Source organism: Rickettsia canadensis str. McKiel (genome assembly GCF_000014345.1).
Lineage (GTDB): Bacteria > Pseudomonadota > Alphaproteobacteria > Rickettsiales > Rickettsiaceae > Rickettsia > Rickettsia canadensis.
Window position 1 is genome coordinate 292203 of sequence record NC_009879.1, and the last position, 20310, is coordinate 312512.

The window sequence follows — 20310 nt, forward strand, 5'->3', positions numbered from 1 at the left end:
TTTAATAATTCTGTTTTAGTTTCATTGAGATTATATTGATAATAGTATTCTTTACGGGATTTAATTTGTCAATATTTATATCTTTCGGCATTGCAATTTTAATATTACTTTTTAGTTCTACTATGTTTTCTTCTACTTTATCTTTAACTTTTTGGTATATATTTAACAACCTATACAACATTCTCTAGGGAAGCTTTATTATTAGGATTTTTATTTGCTATTTCAATAATTTTTCGAGGCCGTTCTTTTGATATTTCTAAAATTGTGGCAACTTTCTCAGCTTTTGTATATCTTTTTAAGATTTTTATTGCCTTTAATTTCTTATCTCGTTTCTTTTATCATTATGCAATTTTGTTACTTTTGGCAATATCTTGTTAGAGTCAATAAGATTATTTATTTTTCAAATATTCTGCTTGTTTGGATAAATATCCCAAGAATCGGCATTTGAGTTGATATAACCTGACTAACATTAACATATTTTCTAATGATTTTCTAATTTGTTTATAAGCTCCAAGATAGAGTTTATCTAATTCTTGCTGAAATTTTAAAGCTTGTTCTAAAACGTTGAAACATTTTTCTATAATAATCCGGTCAAATAAAAAGATATCTTTTGTTTTTAACTGTTCTTGATATACTTACTCAAGTGTGCCGTGGATAGAGTAGTTAATTGTCCCATTAAAAATTTTTTCTATTGTTTCTACATCGATATTTTTAGTGTGAGATAATTCATTTAAAGAATTTTGTAAAATTATAAAATAAATGATCTTCTAAATCTTTTACATTTATTTTTAAAGTTGACGGTAAACCACCTATTATCACTTATAGCTTAAAAGATGAATTTATTATTGCTAATTTTATAGTCTCTTTGGTTGGTTAAAACCTCCATCTTCCAGATGCGAAAGCTTTAGCTTGCCATGTTGAGCCATGATGCGTTAGCATCATAAGCCCCATGACTCAATATAGCAACAAATCACGCACCGTTTACTATCATCGATATCACATATAGTGTGGATTACAAAATATCGATACAAGGTATTAACCTATGACATCAAAAAGCGAGTGAGAGAAATTATTGCAGTAGTTGTAGAAGAACTCAATGTTAAAATAGAAAATGGAGTAATATCAAGCGATCATATACATATATTTGCCAATATACCACCTCATATTAAAGTGAGTGAATTTGTGCAAAAAGCCAAAGGGAGATCATCAAAAAAAAATACAAGAAGAATTTCCAATATTAAGAAAAAAGTATTGGGGTAGACATTTATGGGTGGTAAGAGAATACTTTAGTGCGACTAGTGGTAATGTGACTGATGACATGATTAATGAATATATTAATAGACATACTGATGCTCATGAACCAGTAATGACTACTAATATAAGACTGGAATAAGCTTTAGCTTGATTCAGCGACTTCTAGTCGCTATAGACAAACTTTCATCTCTCAGATGAAAGTGATTGATTGTTAATCCACTGAAGCAAGAAAAATCAATTATAAACATAAAATTTATTAGTTTATTATCAAATGTTAATTTGAAAGCTTTATAATTATAAAATAAAATGTAAAATAGTTATCATTGCCCTTAAGATTAATTTTTGTTATATTATGTGCTAACTTGCTACAATAGATTTATGTTGTTTTATTGGGGTATTCTCACAAGATTAAACTACTCTAACTAACATATTATCAATTATTCAAAAAATTTATGCGTAAATTAACTACATTTATTGTTATATTATTACTCACTAGTTCAGCTACTTCTGTTGATTTGCAGGAAGCTTTAACTGAAGGGTATAAGAATAATGAGGAGCTGAAAGCTGCGAGAATTAAATTTCTGAACTCAATTGAGAGTTTTCCACGAGCTTTTGCAGAGTTTATGCCTAGTGCCGGATTACAGATTAATAGAAATAATACTAAAAATAAATATAATAAAAAATATGCAGATAGACTTGGTCTTATCCTAAGGGAAACAGATAGTGATCAAGGTGCATTCACAATTGAGCAATCATTATTTAATGGTGGTTCTAGTGTTGCAGCTCTTAAAGCTGCTCAAGCAGGATTTAGAGCATCACGAGGCGAATATTATGCTGGCGAACAAAAAGTATTATTCAATTTAATAACTGTTTATCTTGATTGTTTTGAGAGCAAAGAGAAATATGATATTTCCGAAAGTAGGGTCCGTACTAACATACAACAAGTTAATACTGTTGAAGAAAAATTAAGGCTTGGAGAAGCAACAGCAATAGATATAGCTACTGCAAGAGCAGGGCTTGCAGCGGCAGAAACGAATAAGCTAGCTGCTTATGCTGATTTTCAAGGAAAAAAAGCAAATTTTATTAGAGTATTCGGAATAGCACCAACTAATATAACTATGCCTGATTTACCTAAAATGTTACCTGCTTCATTAGATGAGTTAACAAAAAAAGCTGCTAAGTTAAATCCTGATATTGATTCGGCAAGGCATAATGTGACTTCTGCTAAAGCCTCAGAAATGGCAGCAAAAGGAAAATTATTGCCGCAAGTAAGCGTAAAGTTGCAATCTGGTAGAACTCACTATAATCCGCAAGATCCAGTTGTACAAAATATAAACACTAAAAGTGTTACTACTACTCTTTCAGTAAATATACCTATTTATCCTGAAGGAGGAGCTCAATATTCGAGAATTAGATCGGCTCAGAATCAAACAAGAAATAGTGCAGTTCAGCTTGATAGTGCGATAAAGCAGACCCAAGCATGGGTTGTAAGTGTGTGGGAGGGATTTGAAGCAGCAAAATCACGTATTGTTGCAGCTAATCAAGGTGTGGACGCTGCTCAAATATCATATGATGGTACTGTGCAAGAAGAAATAGTCGGGTCTAAAACGATATTAGATGTTTTAACTGCTGAAGAAAAATTATATGAAGCGAAAATAACTCGTGTAGATGCGTATAAATCTTTAGTACTTGCGGCATATCACATGAAATTGTTAACCGGAGAGCTAACGGCTCAAAATTTAAAACTTAAAGTAAAATATTTTAGTCCTGAAGAAGAGTTTAAGACTATTAAAAAGAAAATGTTTATAGGTTTCTAACGTGAGTATAGAAAGTAAGAAGAACCAAGATATGTCTATAGAAGACATATTAAAATCGATCAAAGGAGTAATTAACGAACCTAAAAATCCTATTCACGGAAATGATAGTGAGAATGAAGATATATTAGAGCTAACAGAGATAGTAAATCAAGTTGAAGAAGAAAAGTTAATATCCACTAAATCTGCTGAGGCCATAGGTGATATTTTGAAAAATTTTACCGATACTATTAAAGATAAAAAACTGGATAACAATTTTCCATCTAAAAATGCACTTGAAGAATTAGTTGTTGAGATGTTAAAACCCGAACTTAAACTGTGGCTCGATAAAAATCTACCTTTACTTGTTAAAGAGTTAGTAGAGATTGAAATAAAGAAATTGGTGCAGAATAGTAAGCGGTAGGGTAATTATGTCATTCCAGCGAAAGCGGGAATCCAGAAAAATACCTTAATATAGATAGGTGCATATTTAAAAAAATAAACCTATAGCAAAACAAGTTTTTTATAGGTTTTACTCGAATCAAGCCTACGCAGGAATGACATCGATCCTATTATCAACTAAATTATTTAATAAATAATTATATGTTAAATAAATTATGTAAGATATTATTTTTTATCAAGCTGTTATTAATGACAGGACAAAGTTATGCTGTACCTCCTACATTACCACCCTCATTACCTGATGTCGAAGTAGCTACTACCGAAGACAAGGAGTTTAGATATAATTCAGATACTTCTATTTTTGATAAATTTAAGCAATTTTTTAGTAAACCACAAAAGAAATATATATCTCCTAAATCAACCAATGAACAAACTAAAACAGCTGATCAAGAAGAACCAAAGCTTTCACAAGAGCCTAATGAAAATGAACATGCTGATTCGTTTATGGATATCAGTAATGTAGTATTGCCTAGTGCTGCAAGTAATAATGATGTGTATACAAATACCAATCATGAAAGTAGTGTAAATTTAGCTTCTTATGATAACATACCGGATATACAAGTTATGCAACAAGAACCTAGTGAGTCAGAAATAGCTGAGACTTTTATAGATATTGGGAGTACAAAGTTACCTAGTGCTACAAGTGATGAAATGCGTGATGCTGAAATTGCTGCTAATGTACATGATGAAAATCTAGCTTCCAATATTATAACTCGTAACAACATACCAAGACCGATGGTATCTATACCTCTGGCTCGTCCCGGAAGCTATGTAGTACCTCCATCACCGCCTGTGCAAATATATAAACCGACCAATTTGTTGGCTGTGCATAAGAAGCATATTCTGCTTAATCCACCTCCTGATGTTCATAAAACGCAAGAAAGCATAATACCTATAGCACCACCTGCAACATCGTCTATACCTAATATGCCTGCTATTTCTCTGCCTGCGGTTAGTACACCGGTAACCCAAGATACTAACCCAAGTACCATACCGGCAATAGTACCTCTGGTAGGAACTCCGGTAGTACCTAGTAATGTACCTGTACCGCTAGCAATGCCTACAGATCAACCGTCTACACAACCTATAATGCCGAGTAGTACAAATACAGCTATTAGCACTACGCCTATAGTAGTCCCTGACACTAATTTTTCGGCAGATATAAATAACTCGCAAGAGACATTGACGGCTAGCTCGAATATACCGAAAAAACAAGATTGGAATACTCCGCTCATACCTGTTGTTGTAGTGAATCCTAATCAAAGTAAGTCTTCAGAGATGCAAGTTAAGAATAGTCAAACTACAAATAATCAAGAGAAATCACTACCGGTAAGCTCTCCAAATGTTATGATGCAAGAACAATATAATAACATAAATAATGAAACATTGGAATCGGCAACAAAATTTGTTAAAGATGAAACGCAAATGTTACTTTTACCTGATGATGATATAGTCCTTGGTAAACTAACGGAGCAAGCGACTTTAGAGCAGATGGATATGTATGCATATATAAGGCTATTCCAAAAGAAAGAAGAATGGATAGTAAATGCCGAAAGAAGAAAAGTTGTAGAGAGTTTTATTAAATATGATAATGACATAAATAAAAAGAAAGATATTTATGCCAACCTATCTTATTATGGTGCAGTAGATAATGCTTTTAGAGCAGTGGATAGAAACAATCTTTTTGGGCTGCGTGCGTTACTTGATGTTTATCCGATATTGCAAGAAAAGAGCAGACTAGGTGAAACATTACTAACTGCTGCTACTTATAACGATAATTATTATTTAGCAAAATTTTTGGTCATACGCGGCATTAAAATTTCTACTTTAAATTATAAGTGTCAATATCCATTAGATATTGCCTTAGTTCAAGGAAATTCTAACATAGCGTGCATATTAATCAAAGCTAAAGGTTATAATTGACGGTATTCTTTGCATAATTGTCATCCCGTGATCAAGTCATGGGATGACGTCGGATATTTTTTCTTATCAAGATCATAATTCAAATAATTCTTGCAAAGCATAATTGCTTTTCTATATTAAATAGTTTAATTTAGGACAAAAAATAATTAATTACCTCCCTTGATATATGCATGATTTATTCAGCTTTAACAAAGAAAAAAAAATTAAGCTAGTTAATAATAGCTATAGTGCAAAAGATATTGAAGTATTAGAGGGGCTTGAGCCTGTTCGTAAAAGACCGGGGATGTATATTGGCGGCATCGATTCAAGTGCTATGCATCATTTAGTATCTGAGGTGCTGGATAATGCTATGGATGAAGCAGTTGCAGGTTATGCAAGTATTATCACGATAAAAATGCATCAGGATCATAGTATTACTATATTTGATAACGGTCGTGGTATCCCTATTGATAATCATCCTAAATTTCCTGATAAATCTGCTTTAGAGGTAATTTTAACTACTCTTCATTCGGGCGGTAAATTCTCAAATAATGTTTATCATACTGCAGGTGGTTTACACGGTGTTGGAATATCGGTAGTTAATGCTTTATCTAAACATTTAGATGTAAAGGTTTATAAACAAGGTAAATTATACAGTCAAAGTTACTCTAAAGGAGAAAAGTTAACTGGTTTAATATGTGAAGAAGCGCCTAAAAGGCTAAGAGGTACATCAATAAATTTCACTCCCGATCCAGAAATTTTTGGTGAAAAATTACATTTTAATCCTAAAAAGATTTATGAGCTGGCAAGGTCAAAAGCTTATTTATATCGCGGTGTTACTATAGAATGGGAATGCGAAGTAGAAGTGTCGTCAGATATACCTAAAAAGGCATTAATAAATTTTCCAAATGGTTTAAAAGATTATCTAAGTTCAAAAATAACTCTCGATAATTTAATTACTCAGGAAATTTTTTCAGGCAATATAGAGTCTAAGCCGGATGGGGTAATACTTGAATGGGCAATCTGCTGGCAAAATAACGATAACTCGGCATTTATTCAATCTTACTGTAATACTGTTCCAACTCCACAGGGAGGAACACATGAGCAAGGGCTTAAGTCGGCTATTTTGCGTGGGCTTAAAACATATGGTGAAATGATAGGGAATAAAAAAGCTGCTAATCTGACCATTGAGGATATTTTAGAAACCGCAAGCGTCGTACTTTCTATTTTTATATCTGAACCATCTTTTCAAGGGCAAACTAAGGAAAAATTAGTATCACAGGGTGTAAGTAAGCCTGTTGAGAATATAATAAAAGATCATTTTGACCACTTTCTTAGTAGTAATAAAGCTTTAGCTACTAATCTTCTTGAACATGTAATTGCTATTGCTGAATTTAGAATAAGTAAGAAAAACACAAAAAATATTTCTCGTAAAAATGCTACTCAAAAATTACGTTTACCCGGTAAACTTGCCGATTGCACACGAACATCACCTGAAGGAACGGAATTATTTATCGTGGAAGGTGATTCGGCCGGAGGATCTGCAAAACAAGCACGTAATAGAGAAACACAGGCAGTGTTACCATTATGGGGAAAGGTGCTAAATGTTGCGAGTTCTAGGCTTGAAAAAATCGTTAATAATCAAGCAATACAGGATTTAGAAATAGCACTTGCTTGCGGTAGTTTAAAAAATTATAAAGAAGAAAATTTGCGTTATGAAAAAATAATTATTATGACTGATGCAGATGTAGACGGAGCCCATATAGCTTCGTTATTAATGACTTTCTTTTTTTTACGAATGCCGAAATTGGTAGAAAAGGGGCATTTATATTTAGCGAAACCTCCGCTTTATCGCTTAACACAATCTAATAAAACTTATTATGCAGCTGATGAAGAGGAAAAAGCTAGGTTAACGGATAAATTATCCAAAACAAGTAAAGCTCAAATTGAAGTCGGTAGATTTAAAGGGCTCGGTGAAATGATGCCTGCTCAATTAAAAGAAACTACTATGCATCCTGAAAAAAGATCGCTTTTAAAGGTGACTTTAGAAGATTTCCAAAATGTCGATAAAATAGTAGATGATTTAATGGGTAAAAAGCCGGAAAAAAGATTTCAATTTATTTATGAACAAGCTTTAGTTAAAATGGACAAAATTATCAATGATTTAGATATTTGAAGAAAAATGTCACTACGTGGCTTGAGACCATCAGGGTCTTAGCAGTTTGTGATACAAGATCCCATGATCAACTCGTGGGATGACATTGAAGAATTTTATTCACACATTGCTGATGCATCTTTCTCAATGACGTTAAAAACACAAAATTAAACACATATTTGGAGTATTATGTTATTACGTTTAATTATAACACTATGGTTTAGTATAAATTCTATTTGTACATTTGCAGAAGAAGAAAAAGAACCTGAAAATAAAATATCGAATCAGGAAGCTTATAAGCAATTTCAAAACGTATTTGAACGTATAGAAAAGGATTACGTACAGATACCCGATAGGCAAAAAATGATAGATGCAGCAATTAACGGTATGTTAAATTCGCTTGATCCTCATTCAAGCTATTATACCGATGAGGATTTAGAAGATATTTTTACTTTTACAAAAGGTGAATTCGGCGGAATCGGTGTTGAAATAATGTATGATAGTGGAGTAATTAAGATAATATCTCCTATTGACGATTTACCGGCTTTCAAAGCAGGGCTTAAAGGTGGGGATTATATAGTAGGCGTAAATGACGAATTAGTCTCTACACTCGGTCCTCATAAAGCTATAAAAGAAATGCGTGGTACAGCCGGTACTAAGGTTAAATTGTTGATAATTAAGGAAGAAGAGGCAAAACCGCAAGAAATAGAACTTACTCGTGAAATAGTAAAAATCAAGCCGATCAAAGCACATTTAGAAAAAAATAATATTGCGTATATACGTATAACTACTTTTAATGAGTCAACAATTTCTGAGCTAAAAGCGGCGGTAAAGAAGTTGAAAATTGAAAGTAAAGATAACCTTAGAGGTATTATTCTTGATTTACGCAATAATGCTGGAGGTATACTCGATCAAGCTATTGCCGTTAGTGATTATTTTATTGATTCCGGTGTAATTGTAACAACAAAAGGTAGAACTGCATCAAGTAATAGCGAAATTAAAGCAAATGAGTTTTCGTTAAAAGCTCCCAAAGTACCTATGATAGTTTTAATAAACGGTAATTCTGCCTCTGCCTCGGAAATAGTTGCTGGAGCTTTGCAAGATCATAAAAGAGCAATAATACTTGGTACTAAGTCTTTCGGCAAAGGATCAGTTCAGTCTTTAACACAAATCAATTCTAGGGCTGCCGTAAAACTCACCATATCTAAATATTACACCCCAAGTGGTCGTTCTATTCAAGCAGAAGGAATAGAGCCTGATATTATAATTGAGCCGGCAAAAGTCGAATATCCTGAGGTAAAAAAAATAGATAAGCGTTTTTCAGAGAGTTCTTTAAAAAATTACTTAAAGAATGATAATGAAAAAAATAAAGATCATTCATCTAAAAACAAAGATAGTAAAAAAGAAACAAAAACTAAAAATAATAAACAAGAAGAGAATGAATTATCGGAATTATACAAAAAAGATTATCAATTTGCTCGTGCTTATGATGTAATTACAGGGTTAATTATTAATAAGAAGTTGGAAACAAGCGATATTAAACAAGAAGATAAGGACAAAGAGTAATATCATTCTCTGTTATTCCCACTTTGTTGTATGGATCATCCCCTATGTCATACACGTGTAGGCAGGCGGAAAAAACCTTAATATAAAATTATATTAACAAAATAAACCTAAAAAACAAGTTTTTGTAGGTTTTACTGGATTCCCCCCCGGTCTACCTGGGGCATGATATCCTAAACGTTTGTATAGGGGCCAAAGCTACAGGGTGATATCGGTGTTGAGCTAAAAAACTACTAGGTCTTGTAATGAATCATAATAAGTATATAGTAAGATTATCATTCATTATATTGTTTCTTAATATTGTCATAAATATGATGTTTTACCGTTATTTTATGATAAAAGAAATGATAGTAAAACACGTAGCTTTGGAACATACTCAAATTGTAAAACTTTACACTGATAATATTTGGAATACTCATAAGAACGTAATCAGTAAATTACATAAATTCGGTTATTTAAAATTATTACAAGATCAAGAGTTTATTGATTTTGTAAAGATTACCGCTCAATGGTTCACCAACCTTAATATTAATATTTCTATCTACGATCTTAAAGGTAATAAATTCATCACTAGTAATATGTTACATATGTATAGTGTAGAAAACTATAAAGATGATAGTTTGGTTGAGATGGTTACCGCAAAAATCGATAAATTTTTTTTAAAGTCTTTTACTTCAAAAGCTCCGCTTCAAGATGCTTTTGAAGGTATTGCAAGTCATATATTATTACCAAGGGTAATAATAGAAAATGAGAGTGACTTAACAGTGGAAGAAGCTTCTTTTGTTACTAGCTATATCCCTGTTATAGATAATAATTTAGATTACCCTGTAAATGCAGTATTTGAGATTAATACTAATATTACCAACCAGTGGAAAAATATAACATCTCTTGAGCAAAAGGTTTTTATAACTTTTATTATTATTTTTATAATATTCTGTACTATTATTATTAGTAATACTAACTATGCTAGACAAATTATTGAGGAGCAGCTTGAAACAAATAGAAATTTAAAAGCTCAAATAGTAAAATTAGAAAGAACCAGCTCTTCAAATACAAAGTTTTTTGCTAATATTAGTCATGAGTTGCGTACACCACTTAATTCTATAATAGGTTTTTCGGAAATTCTTATGTCAGAAAGGGATGCAGAAAAAAGTAAGAATTATATTAAAGATATAAATGATGCCGGTAAACATTTACTTAGTATGATTAATGATATTTTAGATCTGTCTAAAGCTTCTGCCGATAAATTAAAAGTAGATAGTATGGATCTTGATTTAAATAAATTAATTAGTTCTTCACTGGCACTTGTTAAGTCTCGTGCCGATCAAGCCGAAGTAGCTTTAATTAGTAAATTACCGAAAGAGCATGTTGTTATAAAGGCTGATCCAAAAAGGCTAAAACAAGTATTATTAAATCTTTTATCAAATGCTGTGAAATTTACAAATTCTGGAGGAAGTGTTACTATTGCACTTAAAAAAGACGAGTTAGCAAAATTAGTATATATAAAAGTTATAGATACTGGCATCGGTATTGAGGAAAAAGATATTCCAAAAACTTTGTCAGTGTTTGGTCAAATTGATAGTGAGCTTAGTCGAAAATATGAGGGCACCGGTCTTGGGTTGCCGCTTACTAAAAAGCTGGTTGAACTTATGAAAGGTAAATTTGATTTGCAAAGTAAGATAAATAAAGGTACCACCGTAACAATAACTTTTACATATGACGATAGTATTGAAATATAGGCATTGTAAAATAAGAGTTGATAGCTTTAAAATTCTACGTCATTGCGAGGAAAAACTATAAGTGTTGACAAAACAAGGAAGAAAAACATGCTAATTCGTAGTATTTTTTTTGTTATGTTTTTGGATTGCTAGACTCCTTTTAGTCGCGTAGCTCATGATGAAATCTATAGTTATTAGGCAATGCCAAAAAATTATGTAGAATATTAAAAAATTTTCGGTATTATAAGAATAAGTTATAAATTTTTAAACAATATATGAGACTGATTATCTTATTATTTACTTTTTTATTTTCTATAGTGTCCTTTGGAGAAAGCGAAACTATAAAAGGAAAGCCTTTAAAATATGTAGTAAATAATGATTTTGAAAATAGGCTAGATGAACAGGAAAAAGAAATCAGAAGATTAATTGGTGAAGTTGAGGTTTTACAGCATAAAATTGATTTGTTAACACAAAACTCAAATATTCCGAATCAAGAAGAAAATACTGAAATTTCAGAAGATAATAATTCAAAAAGCCAAGATGTTTTTGATGTAGTTTTGCTAAGAGATATGCCTGATGATACTGCTTCTAAAAAACCCATTACGGTTAATCAGGATATAGCTCCCGATAAGCAAGCTTATGATTTAGCTCTAGCTGCTTATAAAGATAATAAGCTTACTGAAGCACAAGATAAATTTAAAGATTTTATCAAAAAATATACTAACAGTTCGTTAATTAGTAATGCTTATTTTTGGTACGGGGAATGCTTTTTTAAACAAAAAGATTATAACGGAGCAGCGGTTAACTATTTAAAAGGCTATAAAGAGTCACCGAAAGGGGCAAAATCTTCCGATGGGTTATTAAAGTTAGCACTGTCCTTAGGTGAACTAAAAAAAACTCAGGAAGCATGTAATATGCTTGCTAAGCTTGATAGGGAATTTCCAACTAATAGAACGGTCGCATTAAAGAAAATGACAGAAGATGCTAAGATCAAATTTGGCTGTAAAAATAAATAAAAATAATAAAATATGACTGATATTTTAAACGAAGTATTAAGTGATCAAAATGAAGTAAAAAGGTTAATTTTTTTCAAAAAGCTTTTACCTATAATAATAATCATTTCTATAATAGTTATTACTATAATGGTTGTTATTAATAATAATAAAGATAAAAGAATTAAAAATAACCAAAAAAACGGAGATATTCTTGTTAAAACCGTTGGTTTGGAAATTATAAAAGATAATAAAGAATTAGCTTTTAATACTTTAGAGAATTTAGTTACGAATAGTAATACTAGAATAAAAGAAATAGCTGCATTAGAACAAGTAGCTATAAAGATTTCGGAAAAAAAATATTCAGAAGTGAAAGATCTGCTTAATAAAATTATTGCAAATAAAGAATATTCTGAGATTTCTACTTCTTATGCACGTATTGCATGGTGTGCCCTTGCCATTGATGATCAAAATCTAGATATTCAAGATAAAGCAAAATTGACAAAATATTTAAACTATTTTGATGATGAGAAAAAACCTTTTTGGGCTACAGCAACTATTATGAAAGCTATGTGGGATATTAAGAATAATATGACACTGCAAGTAGAAAAAAATCTAAAAAATTTATTAATTTCAAATAATGTATCTGATTTGTTAAAAGATCAGGCTAAGGCTCTACTCGTAAATTTAAATAAATAATAATTCGTACTTAAGGAAAGATATGACAAAAAAAATAGCACTTCTGTTATTACCGTGGATTTTAATTTCATGTAACGGGCTTGGACCGCAAAGGGTAAAAAATATTGTTGAACTGACGCCTAAATTATCAATACAAACTAATGAGCCGATATATTTAGATTCTAATGCAAATATATATGCGTTTAATGTAAATATGCTTAAGAATAAACAGTATAGTGTCACTACAAGCAAAACAATTACCGAGCCGGTTTTTATAGGTAATATTATTTATGCATTGGATGTTAGATCAAATATTTCTGCATTTTCTATAGAGAAAAATAAGATTATTTGGTCTTATAATTTAAGTAGACATAAAAAAGATAATTATATAGGCGGTGGAATTTTACATTATAACGGAAAGTTATACGTAACATACGGTTCAAGATTGTTAGTAGTACTAGATGCAAAATCAGGTTATGAAATAATTAGAAAAGAACTTCCGGATATTATTAGAATGAAGCCTGTTATGTTAAATGATAATACTGTCTTAGTGCAAACTATCAGTAATCAAACAATCGCTTTAAATGCAGAAACTTTAAAAACTGTATGGGAGCATGAAAGCCTTGCAGAAGTTTTATCGGCTAGTTATTTTATGAGGCCGATAGTACAACATGACAATGTAATAGTAACTTATAATTCTGGGCAAGTACTAGCCTTAAATATAAAAAACGGTGAAGTAAGATGGAATTTTGACTTTGCAAATCTTAGCGATCATATAGCTATACCAAATTTTGACGAATCAAGTATTTTGTGTGCACCCGTTCATGATAATATGAATTTATATATAGCAACCGGTCTTGGTAAGCTTATTAAACTTAGTACAGCAACTGGCAGTGTGATTTGGCATGTAAATGCAGAGGGTATCCAATCAATGTCTTTAATCGGTAATAGTCTATTTGTCACAAATAATGCAAGACAAATAGCAGCCTTTAATCCTGAAACAGGGAAGGTAAAGTTTGTAGCTGATTTAAATGACAGGAAAGATCCTAAGAAACTAAAATCTGCTACTTTTTTAGCACCTTTCATTGGAGTTGATAATAACAATAAGCGAAGTTTAAATGTTATTTCCATTAACGGTGTTTTATATAGTTTTGACTTGGATAATAATGAATTAAACATAATGCCTCATATCGGCAAAATTATAAAGAATATTCGTTATTATGGTTTAAGTACAAATAATCATCTATATTTCTCTACTGAGAGAAATATCATATTCGGAAGTAAATAGATTATATTTCACTTGACAAATGGCAGGTGTTAATGCTATTAAGTATGTTGCTTAAGTCTTTATTTAAAAAATTAAAATTAAAAGATACTATTGTGAAAACTTATTCTGCAAAACCATCGGAAATTGAAAAGAAATGGTGGGTTATAGACGCAAAAAATATTGTACTCGGACGACTCGCTAGCAGAGTTGCTAATATGCTACGCGGTAAGCATAAACCTAGCTTTACTCCTCATTTAGATTGTGGTGATAATATAATCATAATAAATGCAGCGCATGTAAAATTAACAGGTAAAAAAGCAAATACTAAAGACGGCAAAATATATTACAGACATACAGGATTTCCAGGGGGTATTAAAAATACTACGGCAGGTAAAATCTTAGCCGGTAAACACCCTGAGAGAGTGATTAAAATGGCTGTAAAACGAATGATTACAAGAAATGCTTTAGGTGCTAAGCAAATGAGTAATTTGTATGTTTATGCAAATAGTGATCATCCTCATGTAGGACAGGAGCCTGTTATTTATGATTTTGCAAGCCAAAATCCAAAAAATAAAAGTAATTACCTATGACAAAGTTAAAGATTAAGACAGACAAGCCATTAACTACAGCAGTTCTAACTTCTAAGAAGCTAACAGTAAAAGCACCTAGAGAAAAAATAGATAGTGCAAGTAAGTTTTATGCTACAGGGAAAAGAAAAAATGCTATAGCACGAGTATGGCTTAAAGTAGGAAAAGGAAAAATAGTTGTTAATAAAAAAACAATCGACCAGTATTTTTCTTCTGAAACTTATGTGAAAACAATCTTACAACCTTTTGTTTTAACAAAAACTATTGATCAGTATGATGTAATTTGTACCGTTAGAGGTGGAGGAATTTCAGGACAAAAAGGAGCTATTTTACATGGGATTTCTAAAGCTCTAGATAAATCTGCTCCGGATTTTCATGCTATGTTGCGTAAAGGCGGTCTTTTAACACGTGATTCTAGAGTAGTAGAGCGTAAGAAATACGGACAGCGTAAAGCACGTAAGAAAACACAATTCTCTAAACGTTAAGATAAAATTTAAGGTATTTGCCATTGTTGCATGGCTCTAATAATCACTCCCGCTTTTGCAACAACTTTAGTTAGCGCAATATCTGTTAACAATATATTATTTCTCCCCTGGCGGGGTAGCTCAGTTGGTTAGAGCGACGGAATCATAATCCGTGTGTCGGGGGTTCAAATCCCTCCCTCGCTACCATTCATTCATCTTTTTGAAAGTTCTAGTTTTTTAATAAATTTTTGTATAAGATAAATGTATAAATATTTTAATTAAGCTCTTTGGAGGTTTCTAACAAGATTTAATTTTCATTAAAAAATATATCAAAATAACAAATATATCAAAATAACAAATCAATTAGAAACTTTCACAGAGTCTAGCATTTTATGACATTGATTTTAAAACTTTAATTTTTATATTTATAGTCTGATATATGTCAGATCATTACCTAAAGGGTTTATGTATCTAAAAGATATCGACCCTACAATTATCCAAAGTATGTGTTATTATGCAGATGAAAATTTTGTTGGTAAAAAGGTAGAGGGTTATAAAGCACCGGAAGCAATTTTAACCATAGACGCTGCGATGATTATTCACTTAATTATATATGATGCATATAGACCACAAAAAGCTGTAGAACACTTTTAAAGATGGACCAAAGATAATATTGATCAAAAAAATAAGAAAAACTTTTATTCATATATAGATAAGTCTAAATGTTTTACATTAGGCTTATATAGCTGAAAGATCCAGTGCATATAATGAATGTAGTACAGTAGATTTATTAATAAAAAACTTTGGCATAGAAGTTATCTAAAGTCATTAAGAGAAAGTTGAAAGACGAGCGTGTTATATCCTATTTAATAGCAGACATGTTGACCTATTTTATGCAGCTTCACATCATGATAATAAATTAGTTGATAAGCAATATTTAGCAAAGCAAAACATTACATTCTGAAATATAAAAACATAATTTTAAAGCATGTCAAATTGAGTAGTAGCATTATATACTTGAAGATGAACATTATAAAGATTAATATTTTAACTTTAATATAGAATAAAAAACTATGACAGTATTAAGTGAAAAAAAATGTATTCCGTGTGAGGGTGGAGTTCCACCACTTGAGAAAAAAGAAATTGATAAATTATTAGCTGAATTACAAAATGAATGGCAAGTAAATGAATTAGGACATCTTTATAAGAAATATAAATTTCCTAACTTTGTAAAAGCTCTGGACTTTGCAAATAAGATAGCTGCAATTGCAGAACAGGAAGTACATCATCCGAATCTAAATATATCTTGGGGAGTATGCAATGTTGAAATATGGACTCATAAAATTAATGGTCTTACGGAAAACGATTTTATATTGGCTGCAAAAATAGAAAGTAAAATCTAATTGTTTTTGGGCTGTAATAGTTAATTATTTAAGTGAAAATAATAATAGCAAAGGATGAGCAGCTAAATGATGGTTTCTTATTAAGTTATTGAATTATAAGAATTAATAATCTTAATAATAAGCTATACTTATTATAAACATAAAAGTAACATTATGCCAAATTATCATATTAAGTTTTTACCAAAGGTATATTCCATGCATTTAAAACTTTTTCGAATACCTCTTTTGAGATGAGCATACTGATCATACTTTGTACATATTGCTGAAAAAATATATTTTATGTGGATTGGTTAAAGAACTCAAATTTACATTTGAAGATATAAATTCGTGGTTTTTAATGCTGTAAGATCACATTGATAAGGTTAATTGGGAAACTGAACCCACCACAAATTACTTCCTAAGTAATTTTATTATAAATAAAGAATCAATAATATTATATGGTTGAATCTAGTTGCGATATTAGTTTTGTCTAGAGGTACAAAATGAGTGTGCTTGTATTTATATTTTAGGCAATGATACAGATACCTCATTATAAATGCTGATCAACAAAATAGTGATCAGCATAATGTATGTCTAGGTTTCAAATAGAGGATCAAGAGGCTCTGAATAATTAAGTATATAAAACTCTTACTGAATTAATGAGTCAAATTCTTTTACGACGGCTTGATAAAGTTTCCGTTTGAAAGGAATTATAATAGATAATAGCTCGTTAAGTGATGCCCAACGCCATTGGTCAAATTCCGGATTAGAGGTATTGATATTAATATCTTCGTTATTTCCGGTAAATCTAATTAGAAACCAGCGTTGTTTCTGTCCACGAAAATTACCATTCCACAATTTAGGTATTAAAAAACTTGGTAAATCATAACTATACCAGCATTTGCTTTCGGCAATAATATATCCTTTATCACTCCCTATTTCTTCGAGCATCTCACGCATTGCTGCAATACTTGGAGTTTCGCCGGGCACTATACCACCTTGCGGCATTTGCCATGCAGATATTTTTGTATCTATTCTTTTACCGACGAATATATGGTTATCAGCATTTAATATCATCATGCCGACTCCTGGTCTATATGGTAAATCAAGATGTTTTTTAGAAGCATTTCTCATTATTTTTTTACTTTAAAAAATCAATTATAATTTTACTACTTTATTTTTACCTGTTCTTTTAGCTTCATACATAGCGTTGTCAGCACGTGCAATGAAAGATTCTATTGATTCTTCTTTTTTATATTCCGTAACTCCAATTGAAATAGTTTTTTTTAAAGGTTCTATTTGATCTTCAATGTGAAAATCCATATACTCTATTTTAACTCTCACTCTCTCCGCAGTTTCAATTGCTTTAGAAATATCTATATCCGTTAAGAGTATAGTAAATTCTTCACCGCCAAATCTTGCTATTAAATCTGTTACTCTGAGATTATTCTTCAAAATACGGGATACAATTGTTAAAATCTTATCGCCTGCTTGGTGACCATAAGTATCGTTTACATATTTAAAATTATCGATATCACACATAAGTAAATATAATTTAATACTTTCTTTATTAGCTTTCTCAATCATTTGTTTGAGGTGTATATCGAAATAGCGACGATTAAATAAGCCGGTTAAGCAGTCTTTAGCTGCTAAATTAACACTTTGTTCAAGATAATTACGTAAATTATCTTGATACTGCTTACGCCTTAATTGTGTTCTAATTCTAGCAAGCAATTCACTTTCCTCTATAGGATAAACAAAGTAATCATTAATGCCGAGTTCAACACCTTTCACAACTAAAGGCATACCGTCTTCATCAATTTGTAAAATTATTACCACTCCGCTTATTTTTGCTTTACGTCTTAAAATAACACTGATTCTTAAAGGATCGTCATTTTCGAGTGTACTACTGATAATTACTAAATCAGGTGTATATTCATTTATAATATCTAATTCATCGGAATTACTGATCACCTTTATACTTGCGGTAATCTTAAGTAACATTTGCCTTATATTTTTTGCTTGTACTACATCATCATTAATGAGTAATATTTTTTTATCTGCAAAAGTGTCATGCATTTCAATATTTGTGACACCTAATAATGCATTAGTGCTATTACGAAGTTTTAATTCATCAATTAAGCTTTTCATTCTGTATAACGATTTAAGCCTTACAAATAAAGCAGTATCATTAATCGGCTTTGTTAAAAACTCATCAGCTCCTGCTTCAAGACCTTTAACTCGATCATCAATATCGGAAAGTGCAGTTACCATTACAACTGGTATATGAGTAGTTTCCAGATTGGTTTTTATCCTTTTACATACCTCAAATCCATCCATTTCCGACATCATAACATCAAGTAGTATAATATCAATTTTTTCCTTTGTAAGAATTGCTAATGCTTCTTTGCCGCTATTTGCAGTAAGAACCGTATAATACTCTTTTAAAAGTTTAGCTGTTAGTAACTTGATATTAGTTTCTATATCGTCTACTACTAATATTGTGGTCATAAGATTAAATTCTTGTTTTTAAAGGAAAAAATTTGTATATTTATACTTTATTTTAAGTCTTAACATGTATAATATATGAAAATTTCAGCAAATTCAATTAGAACAGGTAACATATTAGTGTATAGTAATGATTTATGGGTTGTAAGCAGAACGCCGGAACATACGCAACCTGGAAAAGGTGGAGCTTATGTACAAGTTGAGATGAAAAATTTAAAAACAGGGACAAAGCGTAACGAAAGATTCAGTTCTTCCGATTATTTAGAAAAAGCCGAACTTGAACAAAAAGATTATCAATTTTTATATTTTGAAGGTAACGATTTAGTATTGATGGATATAAAACATTTTGATCAAATAAATGTGCCCAAGGAAATTTTAGAAGAAAAATTACCTTTCTTAGCTGAAAATATGATTGTTAAAGTCGAGTTTTATAATGAAAAACCTTTAAATATTGAGCTTCCTCCAACCGTTATAATTGAGATTAGTGAAACTGATCCGGTAATAAAGGGAGCAACGGCTACCGCTTCTTATAAACCGGCAATTTTAACAAACGGTATTAAAGTTAAAGTACCGCAATATTTAGAAATAGGGGAAAAAATTGTTGTCAAAACTGATGATATGACATATGTCGAAAGAGCAAAATAAGTATACTACTTAAAAAAAATGGCGTTGTCGTTCTACAAGAGCTACGGTACGAACTATATTAAGTATATACTGCGTTCCGATGACTTTGAACTTATTGCTCTTTTTAAAGTTGAGCTTCGTATACTGTTCATTTACTTTAATATTAATTAAATGCAGCCTATAACTAATTTATTAATTAATGCCCTGCGTAAAGCAGTTAAGTTTTTGCATAGGGATTTTTTAGAACTCGAAATGCTACAAAAAAATGCTGTAAGAAATGAGGAATTTTGCAAGCGATCTTATTTAAAATTGAAAACTTTATTATGTGAAGAATTACAAAAACATACAAAATATTTATTTTTTTCAGAAGATAAATTCGATTTAAATAATAATTATGATAGTGTTTTTTTAATGAACCCTATAGATAGCTTAAATAATTTCGTTAGAAGCATACCTTTTTTTGCAATATCTGTCACTTATTTAAAAAGGAATCAAGGAGTTTTAACTCCTATTTCTACAGTAATATATTTTCCCGCTCTTAATGAAATTTATTATGCTGAAAAAGGTAAAGGAGCTTGGATAGAAAAAAATAATTTAAACTCTCATTATCAAAGATTAAGACTTAGAGTTTCTGATAATGCCGATTTAAAGAACTGTTTAGCAATTATTGAAGATTTAAATCGTAATAATTTGGGGGAGGAGATAGATAATATTAGATCTTTTGGTTCTCCTTGCTATGCAGCTACGCTTGTAGCGTCAGGTAAAGCTGATTTGATATGTTTATCATTATTAAATTTTACATTATATTATGCATTTGAGCTTCTTATTAAGGAAGCAGGCGGTATAATTATAGATTCTAGCAATAAATTTATATATTCAAATCGCTATCTTGCTAAGAAACTTAAAAAATATTAGATAAGAAATTATTTTAGATTTGCATTTTTATTGTTAGAATATAATA

Annotated in this window: 18 protein-coding genes, 1 tRNA gene and 2 pseudogenes; 18 read left to right on the forward strand and 3 right to left on the reverse strand. The window is 30.9% G+C overall.

The annotated features are described in order from the left end of the window. Position 1 precedes the first annotated feature (1 nt). On the reverse strand, positions 2–169 hold the full coding sequence (locus tag A1E_RS06745; protein ID WP_012148401.1) for a hypothetical protein: 168 nt from the start codon (positions 167–169) through the stop codon (positions 2–4). Between the two features lie 780 nt (positions 170–949). On the opposite strand from A1E_RS06745, the pseudogene tnpA reads away from it, so the two are divergent. From tnpA to A1E_RS07410, 16 genes and pseudogenes are all read left to right on the forward strand, one after another. Beyond that, positions 950–1393, forward strand: a pseudogene (gene tnpA, locus A1E_RS07545) (IS200/IS605 family transposase). 313 nt (positions 1394–1706) lie between these two features. Continuing rightward, on the forward strand, positions 1707–3071 hold the full coding sequence (locus A1E_RS01195; protein ID WP_012148404.1) for a TolC family protein: 1365 nt from the start codon (positions 1707–1709) through the stop codon (positions 3069–3071). 1 nt (position 3072) lies between these two features. Beyond that, on the forward strand, positions 3073–3471 hold the full coding sequence (locus A1E_RS01200; RefSeq protein ID WP_041405226.1) for a DUF2497 domain-containing protein: 399 nt from the start codon (positions 3073–3075) through the stop codon (positions 3469–3471). Positions 3472–3650: 179 nt separating this feature from the next. Next, positions 3651–5432, forward strand: coding sequence for an ankyrin repeat domain-containing protein (locus A1E_RS01205; protein WP_012148406.1), 1782 nt, complete (start codon positions 3651–3653; stop codon positions 5430–5432). A 166-nt stretch (positions 5433–5598) separates the two neighbouring features. Beyond that, the gene (parE, locus tag A1E_RS01210) at positions 5599–7587 is read left to right on the forward strand and encodes a DNA topoisomerase IV subunit B (protein WP_012148407.1); all 1989 of its coding nucleotides are present in this window, start codon (positions 5599–5601) and stop codon (positions 7585–7587) included. Between the two features lie 168 nt (positions 7588–7755). Next, the gene (locus tag A1E_RS01215; protein WP_012148408.1) at positions 7756–9132 is read left to right on the forward strand and encodes a S41 family peptidase; all 1377 of its coding nucleotides are present in this window, start codon (positions 7756–7758) and stop codon (positions 9130–9132) included. A gap of 242 nt (positions 9133–9374) precedes the next feature. Then, the gene (locus A1E_RS01220) at positions 9375–10868 is read left to right on the forward strand and encodes a sensor histidine kinase (protein WP_012148409.1); all 1494 of its coding nucleotides are present in this window, start codon (positions 9375–9377) and stop codon (positions 10866–10868) included. A 254-nt stretch (positions 10869–11122) separates the two neighbouring features. Next, positions 11123–11863, forward strand: coding sequence for a tol-pal system protein YbgF (ybgF, locus tag A1E_RS01225; RefSeq protein WP_012148410.1), 741 nt, complete (start codon positions 11123–11125; stop codon positions 11861–11863). Between the two features lie 12 nt (positions 11864–11875). Continuing rightward, positions 11876–12538, forward strand: coding sequence for a DUF2659 family protein (locus A1E_RS01230; RefSeq protein WP_012148411.1), 663 nt, complete (start codon positions 11876–11878; stop codon positions 12536–12538). 22 nt (positions 12539–12560) lie between these two features. After that, positions 12561–13805, forward strand: coding sequence for an outer membrane protein assembly factor BamB family protein (locus A1E_RS01235; protein ID WP_012148412.1), 1245 nt, complete (start codon positions 12561–12563; stop codon positions 13803–13805). 92 nt (positions 13806–13897) lie between these two features. Then, positions 13898–14374 carry a 50S ribosomal protein L13 gene (rplM, locus tag A1E_RS01240; RefSeq protein ID WP_012148413.1) on the forward strand — a complete coding sequence of 159 codons (477 nt, stop codon included), beginning with the start codon at positions 13898–13900 and terminating at the stop codon, positions 14372–14374. Further along, entirely contained in the window at positions 14371–14856 is a 486-nt protein-coding gene (gene rpsI, locus A1E_RS01245) for a 30S ribosomal protein S9 (protein WP_012148414.1), read from the forward strand. The genes rplM and rpsI overlap by 4 nt, the downstream gene beginning before the upstream one ends. Positions 14857–14965: 109 nt before the next feature. Then, positions 14966–15042: transfer RNA gene (locus tag A1E_RS01250), tRNA-Met, on the forward strand. 258 nt (positions 15043–15300) lie between these two features. Next, positions 15301–15489: a M15 family metallopeptidase domain-containing protein gene (locus tag A1E_RS01255; RefSeq protein WP_012148415.1), complete on the forward strand. Its 189-nt coding sequence runs from the start codon at positions 15301–15303 to the stop codon at positions 15487–15489. Positions 15490–15908: 419 nt separating this feature from the next. After that, complete coding sequence (locus A1E_RS01260; RefSeq protein WP_012148416.1) at positions 15909–16238, forward strand: 4a-hydroxytetrahydrobiopterin dehydratase; 330 nt, start codon at positions 15909–15911, stop codon at positions 16236–16238. A gap of 153 nt (positions 16239–16391) precedes the next feature. Beyond that, positions 16392–16584: pseudogene (locus A1E_RS07410) on the forward strand (hypothetical protein). A 281-nt stretch (positions 16585–16865) separates the two neighbouring features. Here A1E_RS07410 and A1E_RS01265 read toward each other — a convergent pair. Both A1E_RS01265 and A1E_RS01270 read right to left on the reverse strand, forming a co-directional pair. Then, on the reverse strand, positions 16866–17351 hold the full coding sequence (locus tag A1E_RS01265) for an RNA pyrophosphohydrolase (RefSeq protein ID WP_012148417.1): 486 nt from the start codon (positions 17349–17351) through the stop codon (positions 16866–16868). A gap of 24 nt (positions 17352–17375) precedes the next feature. After that, positions 17376–18728, reverse strand: coding sequence for a PleD family two-component system response regulator (locus A1E_RS01270; protein WP_012148418.1), 1353 nt, complete (start codon positions 18726–18728; stop codon positions 17376–17378). Between the two features lie 75 nt (positions 18729–18803). On the opposite strand from A1E_RS01270, the gene efp reads away from it, so the two are divergent. Then, the gene (gene efp / locus A1E_RS01275) at positions 18804–19370 is read left to right on the forward strand and encodes an elongation factor P (RefSeq protein WP_012148419.1); all 567 of its coding nucleotides are present in this window, start codon (positions 18804–18806) and stop codon (positions 19368–19370) included. A 150-nt stretch (positions 19371–19520) separates the two neighbouring features. Next, a complete protein-coding gene (locus A1E_RS01280; RefSeq protein ID WP_012148420.1) occupies positions 19521–20264 on the forward strand; it encodes an inositol monophosphatase family protein in 744 nt (247 codons plus the stop codon). The last annotated feature ends 46 nt before the right edge of the window (positions 20265–20310 follow it).

What these genes read in the sequence shown, in the direction of transcription:
- A1E_RS01195 (WP_012148404.1), top strand. Translation starts at nt 1,707, where the DNA reads ATGCGTAAATTAACTACATTTATTGTTATATTATTACTCACTAGTTCA.
- A1E_RS01205 (WP_012148406.1), top strand. Translation starts at nt 3,651, where the DNA reads ATGTTAAATAAATTATGTAAGATATTATTTTTTATCAAGCTGTTATTA.
- parE (WP_012148407.1), top strand. Translation starts at nt 5,599, where the DNA reads ATGCATGATTTATTCAGCTTTAACAAAGAAAAAAAAATTAAGCTAGTT.
- A1E_RS01215 (WP_012148408.1), top strand. Translation starts at nt 7,756, where the DNA reads ATGTTATTACGTTTAATTATAACACTATGGTTTAGTATAAATTCTATT.
- A1E_RS01220 (WP_012148409.1), top strand. Translation starts at nt 9,375, where the DNA reads ATGAATCATAATAAGTATATAGTAAGATTATCATTCATTATATTGTTT.
- ybgF (WP_012148410.1), top strand. Translation starts at nt 11,123, where the DNA reads ATGAGACTGATTATCTTATTATTTACTTTTTTATTTTCTATAGTGTCC.
- A1E_RS01230 (WP_012148411.1), top strand. Translation starts at nt 11,876, where the DNA reads ATGACTGATATTTTAAACGAAGTATTAAGTGATCAAAATGAAGTAAAA.
- A1E_RS01235 (WP_012148412.1), top strand. Translation starts at nt 12,561, where the DNA reads ATGACAAAAAAAATAGCACTTCTGTTATTACCGTGGATTTTAATTTCA.
- rpsI (WP_012148414.1), top strand. Translation starts at nt 14,371, where the DNA reads ATGACAAAGTTAAAGATTAAGACAGACAAGCCATTAACTACAGCAGTT.
- A1E_RS01255 (WP_012148415.1), top strand. Translation starts at nt 15,301, where the DNA reads ATGTATCTAAAAGATATCGACCCTACAATTATCCAAAGTATGTGTTAT.
- A1E_RS01260 (WP_012148416.1), top strand. Translation starts at nt 15,909, where the DNA reads ATGACAGTATTAAGTGAAAAAAAATGTATTCCGTGTGAGGGTGGAGTT.
- A1E_RS01265 (WP_012148417.1), bottom strand. Translation starts at nt 17,351, where the DNA reads ATGAGAAATGCTTCTAAAAAACATCTTGATTTACCATATAGACCAGGA.
- A1E_RS01270 (WP_012148418.1), bottom strand. Translation starts at nt 18,728, where the DNA reads ATGACCACAATATTAGTAGTAGACGATATAGAAACTAATATCAAGTTA.
- efp (WP_012148419.1), top strand. Translation starts at nt 18,804, where the DNA reads ATGAAAATTTCAGCAAATTCAATTAGAACAGGTAACATATTAGTGTAT.
- A1E_RS01280 (WP_012148420.1), top strand. Translation starts at nt 19,521, where the DNA reads ATGCAGCCTATAACTAATTTATTAATTAATGCCCTGCGTAAAGCAGTT.